At 75.2% G+C, this 14,222-nt stretch carries 6 protein-coding genes; 4 read left to right on the forward strand and 2 right to left on the reverse strand.

The window, feature by feature from the left end; genetic code table 11:
* The first annotated feature begins 507 nt into the window (after positions 1–507).
* Complete coding sequence (locus ACFVU3_RS25830) at positions 508–4,467, forward strand: FHA domain-containing protein (RefSeq protein WP_390069714.1); 3,960 nt, start codon at positions 508–510, stop codon at positions 4,465–4,467.
* Between the two features lie 221 nt (positions 4,468–4,688).
* On the opposite strand, the gene ACFVU3_RS25835 is transcribed toward ACFVU3_RS25830, so the two are convergent.
* Positions 4,689–5,312 (reverse strand): TetR/AcrR family transcriptional regulator, encoded by a 624-nt coding sequence (locus tag ACFVU3_RS25835; protein ID WP_390069716.1) that lies wholly within the window; start codon positions 5,310–5,312, stop codon positions 4,689–4,691.
* A 222-nt stretch (positions 5,313–5,534) separates the two neighbouring features.
* On the opposite strand from ACFVU3_RS25835, the gene ACFVU3_RS25840 reads away from it, so the two are divergent.
* The 3 genes from ACFVU3_RS25840 to ACFVU3_RS25850 all read left to right on the forward strand — a co-directional run bounded on the left by ACFVU3_RS25840 (position 5,535) and on the right by ACFVU3_RS25850 (position 8,752).
* Positions 5,535–6,482 (forward strand): ABC transporter permease, encoded by a 948-nt coding sequence (locus tag ACFVU3_RS25840; protein WP_390069758.1) that lies wholly within the window; start codon positions 5,535–5,537, stop codon positions 6,480–6,482.
* 205 nt (positions 6,483–6,687) lie between these two features.
* Complete coding sequence (locus ACFVU3_RS25845) at positions 6,688–7,407, forward strand: ABC transporter ATP-binding protein (protein ID WP_390069760.1); 720 nt, start codon at positions 6,688–6,690, stop codon at positions 7,405–7,407.
* Between the two features lie 34 nt (positions 7,408–7,441).
* On the forward strand, positions 7,442–8,752 hold the full coding sequence (locus ACFVU3_RS25850; protein ID WP_390069718.1) for a glycosyltransferase 87 family protein: 1,311 nt from the start codon (positions 7,442–7,444) through the stop codon (positions 8,750–8,752).
* A gap of 132 nt (positions 8,753–8,884) precedes the next feature.
* On the opposite strand, the gene ACFVU3_RS25855 is transcribed toward ACFVU3_RS25850, so the two are convergent.
* Complete coding sequence (locus tag ACFVU3_RS25855; RefSeq protein WP_390069720.1) at positions 8,885–13,846, reverse strand: NAD-glutamate dehydrogenase; 4,962 nt, start codon at positions 13,844–13,846, stop codon at positions 8,885–8,887.
* Between the last annotated feature and the right edge of the window lie 376 nt (positions 13,847–14,222).

Here is a 14,222-nt window from a genome sequence, read left to right on the forward strand (position 1 = left end):
GAGCCGAGCCGGGCCCCGGAGGCCCTCTTGTCTCTGTTGTGACCCGTCCGGGTGTCCGACCCACTCTAGTGCCGCCGAACGGGTCACAGCCCGGTCGTCCACAGGCCGATTTCCGCTGACACGTCCTGACCCTCCGGGCCTCCGGACGGCCGTCCGCCTCCGCCTGTGATCGCCGCCGGAATCCCACCCGGATTCCGTCCGAACTTGTCCGGAAGAAGACGCTCCTCCGGTCCGGATGGTTGCCGCACCGGCCCCGCCCCACCGGACGACCTGGCGTTTTCGCGTCACACCCGGCGGCTCCGGACGACTGTTCAAGATCACTTCCGGGCGACCCGGCGGCGGAGTGTCGGCGGCAGGTGCGAGGATGCCTCCAGCACGTCGCATCGGTGGGGTCGGGAGCCCCCGCGCCGTGCCGACCTGTACCGGGCGACGCGTCCGTGCCGGGTGGGGGGTGACACGGGGCGGTCCCCTGCCGGGCATGTCGCGCAGAAGGGACCGCTGACGGCGATGCAGATCCGGCTGACCGTCCTCGCGCCGCACGCCGGCCACGGCGCCGGCCGCGCCTGCGACGTGCTCGTCACGGCCCCCGCGGGCACGGCGCTGTCCGCCGTGGCCTCGAACCTCGCCGCCGCCGTCACCGGCCCCGACGCGGCCGGAAGCGGCACACCCGTGCTGTACGCGGGCGCGGAGCGGCTGGACGCCCGCCGCTGCGTGCTGGGCGAGCCGCCGCTGGTCGACGGGGCGGTCCTCGCGCTCCACGCCCCCGACCCGGACGACCGCGCCGGCCTCGCCACCACCGCCTCCTCCGCCGCCCGGCTGCACGTCGTCGCCGGCCCGGACGCGGGCGGGGTGCACCTGCTGCACGGCGGGGCGATCCGCGTCGGCCGCTCCGTGGAGGCGGACGTGCCGCTGGACGACCCGGACGTCTCCCGCGCCCACTGCACGGTGACCGTCGCCGGCGACGGCCGGGTCACCGTCGCCGACCTCGGCTCCACCAACGGCACCACGCTCGACGGCGCGCCCGTCGGCGACCGCCCGGTCCGGCTGCGCCCCGGCGCCCTCCTCCGCCTCGGCGAGTCCACCCTGCGGCTCACCGTCCCCGACGACGCCCCGGCGGACTCCGGGACGCTGCCCACGGCCCCCGACGGCGAGGGCCACCTGCGCGTGCCCCCGCCGCAGCCCTGCGCGGACGCGGACGGCGGCGGGCGGCCCGGCCGCTCCCCCGGGCCCGACGCGGGCGGCGCGTGGGCCGGACCCGGCGAGATCCCCGCCCCGACGGGCGCCTCCGCCCCGTCCTCCTGGACCGGACACGGCCCCGAGACCCACGGCGCGGGTGGCGTGCCGCTCGCCGACGCCTGGCCGGACGCCGGGCACGCGCGGGTCCGGGACCCCGAGGGCGGCGACGGCGGCGAGGCGCACAGCCGGGTCCGTACGGGCTCCGACGGCGCCGACCCGGCCACCCGCAGGACCGGCCGGCGCGGACTCGGCGCCTGGGCCCGACGGCTCGCGGGCGGCCGCGAGGCGGACCCCGCGGCGGGCGTGCCGGCGTCCCCGGCCGCGCCCGAGGCGGCCCGGTCCGACGCGCCCGGCGGGACCGCCGCGCCCGACACCTGGCCCGACCCCGCGGCCGTGCTGCTCACCGCGCTCGGCCCCGGCCCCCGGCTGTGGGAGCGGGACCCGGGCCACGCCGAGGCCCTGGTGGTCCGGCTCGGCACCGCCGACCGCGCGGAGCTGTCCGGGGTGCCCGTCACCGTCGGGCTGCGCGAGGCGGGCTCCCTGGGCCTGGCCGGACCGGCGGACCGGCTGGCCGGACTGGCCCGGGCCGTGGTGGCCCAGCTGGCCGCGCTGCACTCCCCCGCCGACCTGGAGATCGTCCTCGTCAGCGCCGACCGGAACCGCCCCCTGGAGGAGCGGCGGCGCGCCTGGGGCTGGCTCGGCTGGCTCCCGCACGCGCGGCCCGCGCACGGCCAGGACTGCCGGCTGCTCCTCGCGTACGACCGCGAGCAGGCCCAGGCCCGTACGGCCGAGCTGACCCGGCGCCTCGACGACGGGCCGCTCGGGCCCGGCTGGGCCAGCGCGGACCGGGCCGCGGTCGCGGAGGCCGCCGCGCGGTACGCGGGCCCGGCGACCGTCGTCGTGGTGGACGGCGACCCCGGCACGGCGGCGCTGCGCGAGACGGTGGCCCGGCTCGCCGGGGCCGGCGCGGCGGCCGGCATCCATCTGATCTGTCTGGCCGAGGCGCCCTCGGCCTCCCCGGCCTCGCCGGTCGCCGCCACCTACGAGGCGGCCTGCGCGGCCTCCCTCGCCTTCCGCGAGTGCGGGGCCGCGGCCCTCCTCAGCGGTGACGTGGCGACGGCGCTGCGGCTGCTGCGGACGTCCGGCGGGCGGGTCGCGGGCCACGGCACGGTCGGCGTCGTGGACGCGGTCTCCGTCGCCTGGGCGGAGCGTTTCGGGCGGGCGCTGGCCCCGCTGCGCACGGACGCGGCGTCGGCCGCGCCGGGGCGGGCCGCCGCGCTGCCGCCGTCGTCCCGGCTCCTGGACGAGCTCGGCCTGGCCCGGGCCACGCCCGCGTCCCTGATGGCCCGCTGGGCGTCCGCCGGGGAGGGCACGGCCGTCCTCGGCGCGGGCCCGCGCGGCCCGCTCTCGGTGGACCTCACGGCGGAGGGCCCGCACCTGCTGATCGAGGGCCCCGCGGGCAGTGGCCGGACGGAGCTGCTGCGTTCCGTCGCCGCCTCCCTCGCGGCCGGCGCCCGCCCGGACCGGCTCGGGCTGCTCCTGGTGGACGGCGCCGGCGGCGAGCGCGGCGAGGGCCTCGCGGCCTGTACGGAGCTCCCGCACGTCACCGAGCACCTGGTGGCGTCGGACCCGGTCCGGATGCGGGAGTTCGCCCAGGCGCTGGGTGCGGAGCTGAAGCGCCGCGCGGAGCTGCTCGGGGACGCGGACTTCGCCGACCGCCGGAGCACGCGCGCGGTGATCGGCCAGCGGACCCCGAGCGCCGCCGAGGCGGTGCCGCAGGGCGTCCGGACGAGCCTCCGGCTCCCCGACGCGGACCTGGGCGGCCGCCCGAGCGGCCGCACCCTGCGCACGGGCGCGGGCGCGGTGGGCGACAGCCCGCCGGGGGCCCGGACGCCGTACCAGGGCGCGGACGACCTCACCGGCCGCCCCTCGGCCCGTGTCCCCCGCCCCGCCGGCGCCTCCGACGAGCTGCCCCCGACGCCCAGCGACCGCCTGGGCGGCCGCGCCCACGTGGGCGATCTCCCGGCCGCCTTCAACGGCCGCCCGGGCGGCCGCCCCGGTGACCTGCCCAGCCGCCCCAGCGGCCGCACCCTCCGCACCGACGACTCTCCGCAGGGCGTCGACGACCTCCGCGACACTGTGAGCGCCCGTACGGCCCACCCGGGCGCGGGCGACCTGCCCGGCTCGGCGAGCGGGCGTACGGCCCACCGGGGCACGGGGGACACCCCGGGCGGCGCCGGCGGGCGTGCGTCCTCCCCCGGCGCGGGCGACGTCCCCGGCTCCGCGAGCGGCCGCACCGCCTACCCCGGCGCCCAGGACGTGACCGGCACGGCCGGCGGCCGTGCCCCGTACCCGAGCGCCTCCGACCTCTCCAGGAACCCGAGCGCCCGTACGGCGTACCCGGGCACGGGCGACCTGCCGGGCTCGGCGAGCGGCCGTACGGCCCACCCGGGCGCGGGCGATCTGCCCGGCTCGGCGAGCGGGCGCACGGCGTACCCGGGCGCGGGCGACCTGCCGGGCTCGGCGAGCGGCCGTACGGCGTACCCGGCGGCGGGCGGAGACGTACGCGGCTCCGCGGGCGGGCGGGCGGCGCACGCGCCGCGGGCCGACTACGGACCGGGCTCGATCGGCGAGCGGAGCAGCGCGCGCGTGCCCCGCCCGGGCAGCGAGGAGGACCACCTGCCCCGGCCCGCCGGCGGCCGGGTGCCGCTGCCCCGGCTCGTCGTCCTCGTGGACGACTTCGACGCCCTCGTCGCCCCCGCCCTCGGCGCGTCGGGGCGGCCCGCCGCCGGGTCCGTCGTCCGGGCCCTGGAGGCGGTCGCACGCCACGGCGAACGGCTCGGGGTGCACCTGATCGCGACCTCCGCCCGGCCGGACCGGACCGTCGACACCGACCTGGCGAACGGCGCCCGGCTCCGCGTGGTGCTGGACGCGCCCGCGAGCGTGCCGGGGCCCGACGTACCGGCGCCCGGCCGGGGCCGGCTGGGGCATCCGGACGGACGGGTGACGCCGTTCCAGGCCGGCCGGATCACGGGCAGGATCCCCCGGACGGCGACGCTGCGGCCGACCGTCGTCCCGCTGGAGTGGGAGCGGATGGGCGACCCGCCCGCCCGCCGCCCGGTCCGCGAGCTGGGCAACGGCCCGACGGACCTGGCCCTGCTCGCCAGCGCGCTCGACCGCGCGGCCCGCTCGGTGGAAGCCGCCCCGGTCCCCCCGCTCACCCACGCCTGACCCGGGCCCGGAGAGCCGGGGAGCCGGCCACGGGCCCGGGACGGCCCGGCCCGCCGGACGACTCACGGCGGGTGGCGGGTGGCGGACGCCGTGGGCGCCGACCGGTCGGCGCCCACCCGCCCGACCCCGCTCGGGCCCCCGCCCGACCCCGTCAGCCGCGTCGGGCCCGGTCAGGGCCCATCAGGCTCCTCCGGCCCTCATGAGGCCCCGTCAGACCTCCGTCAGGCCCCCGGCGGCAGCGTCCGCAGACCCGCCACCGCCGCGCGGGCGAGGTCGTCCACGTAGCCCTTCGGGAGGTCCGTGCGGACGACGACGAGGCGCCAGTAGAGGGGTCCCACGACGAGGTCGAGGGCGCGGCCGGGATCGGTGCCCTCGGGGAGTTCGCCGCGGGCCACCGCCTCGCGGACGATCTGGGCGACGACGCCCTCCTGCCCGTCGAGGAGCGCCGTGCGGACGGGCTCGACGATCTCGGGCTGCCGCGCGGCCTCGACGAGGAGCTCGGGGATGACCTGTGAGGCGATCGGGTGGCGCAGGGCGTGCGAGGCGACGGTGAGGAGGGCGCGTACGTCCCCCTCCAGCGAGCCGGTGGCCGGCGCCGGGAGACCCTGCGCGGCGACGGCTCCGACCAGGTCGAGGACGAGGGCGAGCTTGGACTTCCACCGCCGGTAGACGGCGGTCTTCCCGACCCCCGCGCGGCGCGCGATGCCCTCGATGGACATCCGGGCGAAGCCGACGGCGGCGAGTTCCTCGAAGACGGCGGCGCGGATGGCCTCGGTGACGTCCTCGCGGAGCACGGCGGCTCCGGCGGGAGCGCGACGGGGCGTGGGGGTGCTCATGCACCGCATCCTATCCAGCGCCGACGTCACGACGAGACGGTTGCGTTCCGACGTGAAGGCGGCCTAGGCTCACCTCACGACGATACGGACCCGTCCCGACGCAACGCACTCGTCCCGACGTGTCGAAGCGCGCCGCCACGCCCCCACGCGGCCACCCACCCGGCCACCCACCCGACACCCCGCACGGCACCCGCACTCCACGCCCTCCGTCGAAAGCGCCCGCACGTGACCCTGACACTGCCCCCGCCGCCGACCGCGACCACCGCACGGCCGACGCCGCCGACGCCGCCGACGCCCCCGCCGCTCTCCAGCGAGGACCTCCGGGCCCTCGCCCGCCGCCACGGCCTGTCCGTCAGCGGCGCGCGGCCCTCCCTCCCCGTCTACGTCCGGCAGCTCTGGGCCCGGCGCGACTTCATCGCCGCCTTCGCGACGGCCCGGCTGACCGCGCAGTACAGCCAGGCCCGGCTCGGCCAGTTGTGGCAGCTGATGACCCCGCTGCTCAACGCGGCCGTGTACTACCTGATGTTCGGCGTCCTGATGGACGTCCAGCACGGCGTCCCGGACTACCTCCCCTTCCTCCTGACCGGCGTCTTCGTGTGGACCTTCACCGCCAACACGCTCACCGCCGGCACCCGCGCGATCAGCGGGAACACCGGCCTGGTGCGCGCCCTGCACTTCCCCCGCGCGAGCCTCCCCCTCTCCCTCGCGCTCCTCCAGCTCCAGCAGCTGCTGCTGTCGCTCGGGGCGCTCGTCGTGATCCTGTTCTGCTTCGGGGAGTTCCCGACGTGGAGCTGGCTGCTCGCGGTGCCGGCGATCGCGCTCCAGGCCCTCTTCAGCGCCGGCGTCTCGCTCGCGCTCGCCCGGCTCGCCGCCCGCACCCCGGACATCAGCCAGCTCATGCCGTTCGTGCTGCGCACCTGGATGTACGTCTCCGGCGTCATGTGGTCGATCGGCTCCATGGCGTCGAGCGGCCGCTTCCCGGACGGGGTGGTCCTCGCCCTCCAGTGCAATCCGGCGGCGGTCTACATCGACCTCGTCCGCTTCGCCCTGGTCGACAGCTTCACCGCGGACAACCTGCCGCCCCACGTGTGGGCGCTGGCCGCCGGCTGGGCGGCGCTCGCCTTCGCGGGCGGCTTCGTGTGGTTCTGGAAGGCGGAGGAGACGTACGGCCGTGGCTGAGACAGGAGCGAAGACGACGACGGCGACCCCGCCGACCGGAGCGACCGAACCGACCACGACGGCCGGAGCGACCACGACGGCCGCAGCGTCCGGACCATCCGGCGCATCCGGCGCGACCGGAGCGACCGGAGCGACCAGAGCGACCGGAGCGACCGGAGCATCCGGCGCGACCGGCGAGGCGGCCGCACCGCCCGCCCCCACCGTCATCGCCGACCGCGTCCACATCGCGTACACCGTGCCGGCCGGCCCCGGCGGCAGCCGCCGGGTGCACGCCGTGAAGGGCGTCGGCTTCGTCGCCCGGCGCGGCGAGGCGATCGGCCTGATCGGTTCGAACGGATCCGGGAAATCCACCCTCCTGAAGGCGATCGCGGGTCTCCAGCCGGTGGAGAGCGGCACGATCTACACCCGCGGCCGCCCCGCCCTCCTCGGCGTCGACGCGGCCCTCATGGGCGACCTGTCGGGCGAGCGGAACGTGATCCTGGGCGGGCTCGCCATGGGCATGAGGCGCCAGGAGATCGCGTCCCGCTACGACGAGATCGTCGACTTCTCCGGCCTCGCCACGCCGGACCGGCCGGAGGACGACCCCCTCGCCCGCCCCCTGCGGACCTACTCCTCCGGCATGGGCGCCCGTCTGCGCTTCGCGATCTCCGCGACCGCCCGGACCCACGACGTGCTCCTCATCGACGAGGCCCTGGCCACCGGGGACGCCCGCTTCCAGCGCCGCAGCCGCCGCCGGATCGAGGAACTGCGGGCCGCGGCGGGCACGGTCTTCCTCGTCGCCCACGCGAACGCGACCATCCGGGACACCTGCGACCGGGCCCTCTGGCTGGAGGCGGGGACGCTGCGCATGGACGGGCCGGCGGACGAGGTGGTGGCGGCGTACGAGGAGTTCACCAGGACGGGCGCCATCAGGCCCGACAAATAAGACATATGACACATGGCGGACCTAAGGTCGGAGCGTGACGACGCCCGATCGCCCCCGCTCCCGCGCCTCCGGTCCCCCCTCCCCCTCGCCCCCCTCGCTGACCCGCTCGCCCTTCGAGTCGGACACCTTCACGTCCGCCACCTTCGTCACCGTCGGGAGCGGCCCGGTCCTCGCGCTCGCCGCGGTCTGGCTGCTCACGCGCGTGGGCATGCTGGTGCTGCTCGCCGGCGACAGCCTCGGCATCGGCGGGGTGGGCCACGAGGTCCAGCTGCTCTACCGCTACTGGTACGGGCTCTTCGCCGACGGGACCTTCCCGCCCTCCGACCCCACCTGGCAGTACCCGCCGGGCGCCGGGCTCGTGATCATGGCGCCGGGGCTGCTGATGCCCTGGCTCGGCTACACCCAGGCGTTCGTCGCCCTGACCCTGCTCGCCGACGCCGTCATCACCCTCGGACTCGCCGTCGCCGACCGCTCCCGGATCACCCACGGCGCCTGGTACTGGGTCTGCGCCCTGCCGCTCCTCCTCCACCTCCCGCTCGCCCGCTACGACGTCCAGGCCACCGCCCTCGCCGTCCTCGCCCTGCTGCTGTTCAAGGGCCGCTCCCCCGCCGCCCACCGGCTCGGCGGCGCGCTCGCCGGGCTCGGCGCCCTGGTCAAGGTGTGGCCGGCGCTCGCGCTGATCGGCACGCCCCGGGGGCGTACCACCCGCGAGGCGTGGACGGCCGCCGCCGTCACCGCCGGCACCCTCCTCGGGGTGCTCGCGCTCTGTTTCTCCGACACGCTCGGCTTCCTCCGCCAGCAGGGCGCCCGGGGCATCCAGATCGAGTCCCTGGGCGGCACCGCGCTCGCCCTCGCCCGCGCGGCCGGTCTCTGGCCGGGGACGGCGCAGATCCGCTACGGCGCCTACGAGTACGTGGGCCCGTACGTCTCCACCCTCGGCCACCTCTTCCTGCTGCTGACCGTCGCGGCCGTGATCTGGCTGGTGCTGTGGCGACTCCGCGCCACCCGCTGGAACGAGGCCACCCCGCTCGACGCGGCCCTCGCCGTGGTCCTGCTCTTCACCGTGACGAGCCGGGTGATCAGCCCCCAGTACCTGGTCTGGCTGCTCGGCCTCGCCGCCGTCTGCCTGACCTCCCGCCGGACCGTGATGCGCCCGGTGGCGCTGCTCCTGCTCCCCGCGGCGGCCCTCAGCGCCCTCGCGTACCCCGTCCTCTACGCCGACGTCGTCCTCGGCACCCCCGCGGGCCTGACGGTGATGGCCCTCCGCAACGCCCTGCTGCTGGCCGCGGCCGCCGTCGCCGCCGTCCGCCTGTGGACGTCGACGGTCACCCCCGTACGGGAGTAGCCGCCGGCCCCCGTACGGGAGTAGCCGCCGGCCCCGTACGGGAGCGCCCCGCACACGGCGAGGGGCCCCACCGGACAGGAGTGCTGTCCGGTGGGGCCCCTCGCGTCGCGCGGCCGGGCCGTCTCTCGACGGCTAGCTGTGCGTGCGCAGCAGCGTCCGCATCGTCCGCATGGCCACCGACAGGTTCGCCAGGTCGAAGGTGTCGGAGCCCTGGATCTCCTCCAGGGTGGTGTGGGCGCGGCCCAGGATCGCCGCGTTCTTGTCCTCCCACGCCTTGAAGCGCTCCTCCGGCGTCGAGGTGCCGTTGCCGGCGGCCAGGACGTCGGCGGTGAGCGCCGCGTGGGCGGCGAAGAGGTCCTCGCGGATGGAGGCGCGGGCCATGGACTGCCAGCGGTCGGCCCGCGGCAGCTCGATGATCCGGTCCATCAGGTCGGTGATCCGCAGGCGGTCGGCCAGGTCGTAGTAGACCTCGGCGACGGCCAGCGGGTCCTTCGCCGTGCGGTCGGCGATCGCGACGATGTCGAGCGTCGGGAAGGCGGACGAGAAGCCCGCGACGCGCACGGCCAGCTCCTCCGGGACCCCGAAGCCGGTCAGCTCGTCGAGGATCGAGCGGTACCACTCCGCGTCCGAGCCGCGCAGCAGCTCCGGCAGCTGCGCCCGGACCTGCTCGACCCGCTCCGCGAAGAAGTCGATGGTCTCGCCGAGCGCGAGCGGCTGCGGCCGGTTGTTGAGCAGCCAGCGGGTGCCGCGCTCGACGAGCCGGCGGGAGTGCAGCCGCATCCGGGTCTGGACCTCGGCCGGGACCTGGTTGTCCAGGGCCTCGACGGCGTCCCAGATCTCGCCGAGCCGGAAGATGGTCCGGGCCGCGGTCTGGGCCCGCACGATCTCCTCCAGCGACGCGCCGGTCTCCTCGCGGAGGCGGTGCAGGAAGGTCGAGCCGCCGGTGTTGACGGTGTCGTTGACCAGGATGGTGGTGATGATCTCGCGGCGCAGCGCGTGCCCGTCGACGGCCTCGCCGAACTTCTCGCGCAGCAGCGTCGGGAAGTAGGCGTGGAGCAGGCCGGCCAGGTACGGGTCGTCGGGCAGCTCGGTGCCGATCAGCTCGTCGGCCACCGTGATCTTGGTGTACGCGAGGAGGACGGCGAGCTCGGGCTGGCTGAGGCCCTTCTCGTTGTTGAGCAGCTCGCGGATCTGCCGGTCGTTGGGCAGGAACTCCAGCGAGCGGTCGAGCGCCCCGTCGCGGCCCAGGCGGCGCATGAAGCGCTGGTGGGCGTGGAGCAGGGAGGGCGACTGGGCGACGGCGTTGGCGAGGGCGACGTTCTGCGCGTAGTTGTTGCGCAGGACGAGCCGGCCGACCTCGTCGGTCATCTCGGCGAGGATCCTGTTGCGCTGCTTGACGGTCATGTCGCCGTCGGCGACGAGCCCGTTGAGCAGGATCTTGATGTTGACCTCGTGGTCGGAGGTGTCGACGCCGGCGCTGTTGTCGATGGCGTCGGTGTTGATCTTGCCGCCGTCGCCCTCGGGGCCGCCGACGCGGGCGAACTCGATGCGGCCGAGCTGGGTGGCGCCGAGGTTGCCGCCCTCGCCGACGACCTTGGCGCGGACGTCCTGGCCGTCGACGCGGATGGCGTCGTTGGCCTTGTCGCCGACGTCGGCGTTGGACTCGGCCGACGACTTCACGTAGGTGCCGATGCCGCCGTTCCACAGCAGGTCCACGGGGGCCTGGAGGACGGACTTCATCAGCTCCGCCGGGGTCAGCTTGGTGACGCCCTCCTCGATGCCGAGCGCGGCCCGCATGTGGGCGTTGACCGGGATCGACTTCGCGGTGCGGGGGTGGATGCCGCCGCCCGCCGACAGGAGCGAGGTGTCGTAGTCGGCCCAGGAGGAGCGGGGCAGGTCGAAGAGGCGGCGGCGCTCGGCGTACGAGGTGGCCGCGTCCGGGTTCGGGTCGATGAAGATGTGGCGGTGGTCGAAGGCGGCCACGAGGCGGATGTGCTCGGAGAGCAGCATGCCGTTGCCGAAGACGTCGCCGGACATGTCGCCGACGCCGACGACGGTGAAGTCCTCGGTCTGGGTGTCGTGGCCCAGCTCGCGGAAGTGCCGCTTGACGGACTCCCAGGCACCGCGGGCGGTGATGCCCATGCCCTTGTGGTCGTAGCCGGCGGAGCCGCCGGAGGCGAAGGCGTCGCCCAGCCAGAAGCCGTACGCCTCCGCGACGCCGTTGGCGATGTCGGAGAAGGTGGCGGTGCCCTTGTCGGCGGCGACGACGAGGTAGGTGTCGTCCTCGTCGTGGCGGACCACGTCGAGCGGGGGCACGACCTCGCCGGCGACCATGTTGTCGGTGATGTCGAGCAGCGCCGAGATGAAGGTCTTGTACGAGGCGATGCCCTCGGCCATCCAGGCGTCCCGGTCCACGGCGGGGTCCGGGAGCTGCTTGGCGACGAAGCCGCCCTTGGCGCCGACGGGCACGATGACGGTGTTCTTCACCATCTGCGCCTTGACCAGGCCGAGGATCTCGGTACGGAAGTCCTCGCGCCGGTCGGACCAGCGCAGACCGCCTCGGGCGACCTTGCCGAAGCGCAGGTGGACGCCCTCGACGCGGGGCGAGTACACCCAGATCTCGAAGGCGGGGCGCGGGGCGGGCAGGTCGGGGATGGCCTGCGGGTCGAACTTCATCGACACGTAGGAGTGCGGGGTGCCGTCGGCCGTCCTCTGGAAGAAGTTGGTCCGCAGGGTGGCCTTGATGACGGTGAGGAAGGACCGCAGGATCCGGTCCTCGTCCAGGCTCGCGACCTGGTCGAGGGCGGCGTCCAGCTCCTCCAGCAGGGCGTCGATCAGCTCGGTGCCGGCGCGCTGCCGCTCCGGCGCCATCCGGGCCTCGAAGAGGGAGACGAGCAGCCGGGTGGTGTGGACGTTGTTGCGGAGGGTGTCCTCCATGTAGTCCTGGCTGAACGGCGAGCTCGCCTGGCGGAGGTACTTGGCGTAGGCGCGCAGCACCATCGCCTCGCGCCAGGTGAGCCCGGCGGAGAGGACGAGGGAGTTGAAGTTGTCGTTCTCGGCCTCGCCGGTCCAGGTGGCGGCGAATGCCTCCTGGAAGCGCTCGCGGGCGTCGTCGCCGGCGTAGTCGCCGCCGTTGCCGGTGGGCGCCGGCATCCGCAGGCCGAAGTCGTAGATCCACGCGTGGGTGCGGTCGGCGCAGCGGAGCTCGTAGGGGCGCTCGTCGGTGACCTCGACGCCGAGGCGGTTGAGGACCGGCAGGACGGCGGAGAGGGAGACCTGCTCCCCGGTCTTGTAGATCTTGAAGCGGCGCTCGCCGGGGCCGGCGGCGACGGGCTCGTAGAGGGAGAGCGCGAAGTCCTTGCCGCTGGCGACGAGGGCCTCCATGCGGACCAGGTCGGCGACGGCGGCGCGCGGCGAGTGGTCGGCCTTGTAGCCCTCGGAGAAGGCGTTGCCGTAGCGGCGCAGCAGCTCGGCGGCGCGCTCCTCGCCGAACTCGGCGTTGAGGGCCTCGCCGAAGCCGTCGGCCCAGGAGCGGGCGGCCTCGACGAGCCGGGCCTCGATGCGGTCCACGTCGGCGTCGGTGAGGGCGGCGAGCTCGGTGCCGGGCTCGACGCGGATGACGAAGTGGAGGCGGGAGAGGATCGACTCGGTGTTCCAGGCGGTGAAGTCGACGGAGGCGCCGTTCAGCTCCTCCTTGAGGATGTCGATGATCCGCAGCCGGACGCGGGTGGTGTAGCGGTCGCGCGGCAGGTAGACGAGGGCCGAGAAGTAGCGGCCGTACTCGTCCTGGCGCAGGTAGAGCCGCAGCCGGCGCCGCTCCTGGAGGTACAGGACGCTGGTGACGATGGAGCGGAGCTGGTCGACCGGGGTCTGGAACAGCTCGTCGCGCGGGTAGGTCTCCAGGATCTGGAGCAGGTCGCGGCCGTCGTGGCTGTTCGGGGAGAAGCCGGCGCCCGCCAGCACCTCCTGGACCTTGCGCTTGACGACGGGGACCCGGCGGACCGACTCGGTGTACGCGGCGGACGAGAAGAGGCCGAGGAAGCGGCGCTCGCCGATGACGTTGCCGTCGGCGTCGAACTTCTTCACGCCGACGTAGTCGAGGTACGAGGGGCGGTGCACGGTCGCGCGGCTGTTGGCCTTGGTCAGGATGAGCAGCTTGTGCTCGCGGGCCTTGGCGCGGGCGTCGGCGGGCAGCCGGCTGAAGGACGGGGAGACCGGGTGGGCGTGGTGGCCGGACTCGCCGTCGGTGTGGTGCGGGTCGGAGCGCAGGATGCCGAGGCCGGTGCCGGGGACGGCGGCGAGCGCGTCGCCGTCGACGAGCTCGTACTCGCGGTAGCCGAGGAAGGTGAAGTGGTCGTCGGCGAGCCAGCGCAGCAGCTCCTGGGCCTCCTCGACCTCGGTGGGCCGCAGGTCGGAGGCGGTGGGCTCGGCGGTGAGGCCGTCGGCGATGCGCAGCGCGGCGTCGCGCATCTTCTCCCAGTCCTCGACGGTCTCGCGGACGTCGGAGAGGACGCGGAGCAGGTCGGCGGTGATCTGCTTGAGGTCGGCCCTGTCGGTCTCGCGGTCCATCTCGACGTGGATCCAGGACTCGGCGAGCGCGTCGTGCGGCAGCTCGCCGTGGATCTGGGTCGACAGGACCTCGATGAGCTTGCCGGTGATGTCACGGCGGACGAGGACCTGCGGGTGGATCACGACGTGGATGCCGCGGCCCTGGCGGGAGAGCTCGTTGGTGACGGAGTCGACGAGGAACGGCATGTCGTCGGTGACGACCTCGACGACGGAGTGGCTGCTGGTCCAGCCGTTCTCCTCGACCGTCGGGGTGTGCACACGGACGTTCGCGGTGCCCTGGGGGCGGTTCTCCGCGAGCCGGTAGTGGGACAGCGCGGCGCCGAAGATGTCGTCCGGGTCGCGGTCCGTGAGGTCCTCGGGGGCGGTGTGCAGGTAGTAGCGCTGGAGATAGTCGAGCACGGTGTCCCGGTCCGGGCGCTCGCCCTCCGGGCCCGTCGGAAGTCGCCCCCCGACCGGGCTGTGCTCAGCTACGCGGGCGGCCCTCTCGAGCAGCTCGGCCTTTGCTTCGTCCAGCTTGGTCTGCATGTCCTCTGACTCCTGTCGCGCGCCGTTGCGTGACGTCGGTGGGTAGGGCAGAACGCCTCGACGCGGTGATTCCGGTCGAAGTCGACGTTATGCCCGGCTGAGAGATGCCCGGAGGGAAACCGGCCACGAAGCGCGGCGATTCCGGACGGAGGGGATCGGCGCACGCACGCTCGGCCCGGCCGCGTGAGCGGACCGGGCGGCAGCCGGGGGCCGCTCTGCCCCCGCGGCGTATCGCGCTGATCACGGGAAAAGCCTATCGCTCAAGCCCCCTGCCCCGTCATGAGCCGTATGTGTACAAAAGCGGGGGTGGAAGTTTGACGTTCTGGACAGCGACACATGCACTCTTGGCGGATCGCGCGGAACGGTGCAGCGTGGA

Source organism: Streptomyces sp. NPDC058052 (assembly GCF_042885515.1).
Lineage (GTDB): Bacteria > Actinomycetota > Actinomycetes > Streptomycetales > Streptomycetaceae > Streptomyces.

What these genes read in the sequence shown, in the direction of transcription:
- ACFVU3_RS25830 (WP_390069714.1), top strand. Translation starts at nt 508, where the DNA reads ATGCAGATCCGGCTGACCGTCCTCGCGCCGCACGCCGGCCACGGCGCC.
- ACFVU3_RS25835 (WP_390069716.1), bottom strand. Translation starts at nt 5,312, where the DNA reads ATGCGGTGCATGAGCACCCCCACGCCCCGTCGCGCTCCCGCCGGAGCC.
- ACFVU3_RS25855 (WP_390069720.1), bottom strand. Translation starts at nt 13,846, where the DNA reads ATGCAGACCAAGCTGGACGAAGCAAAGGCCGAGCTGCTCGAGAGGGCC.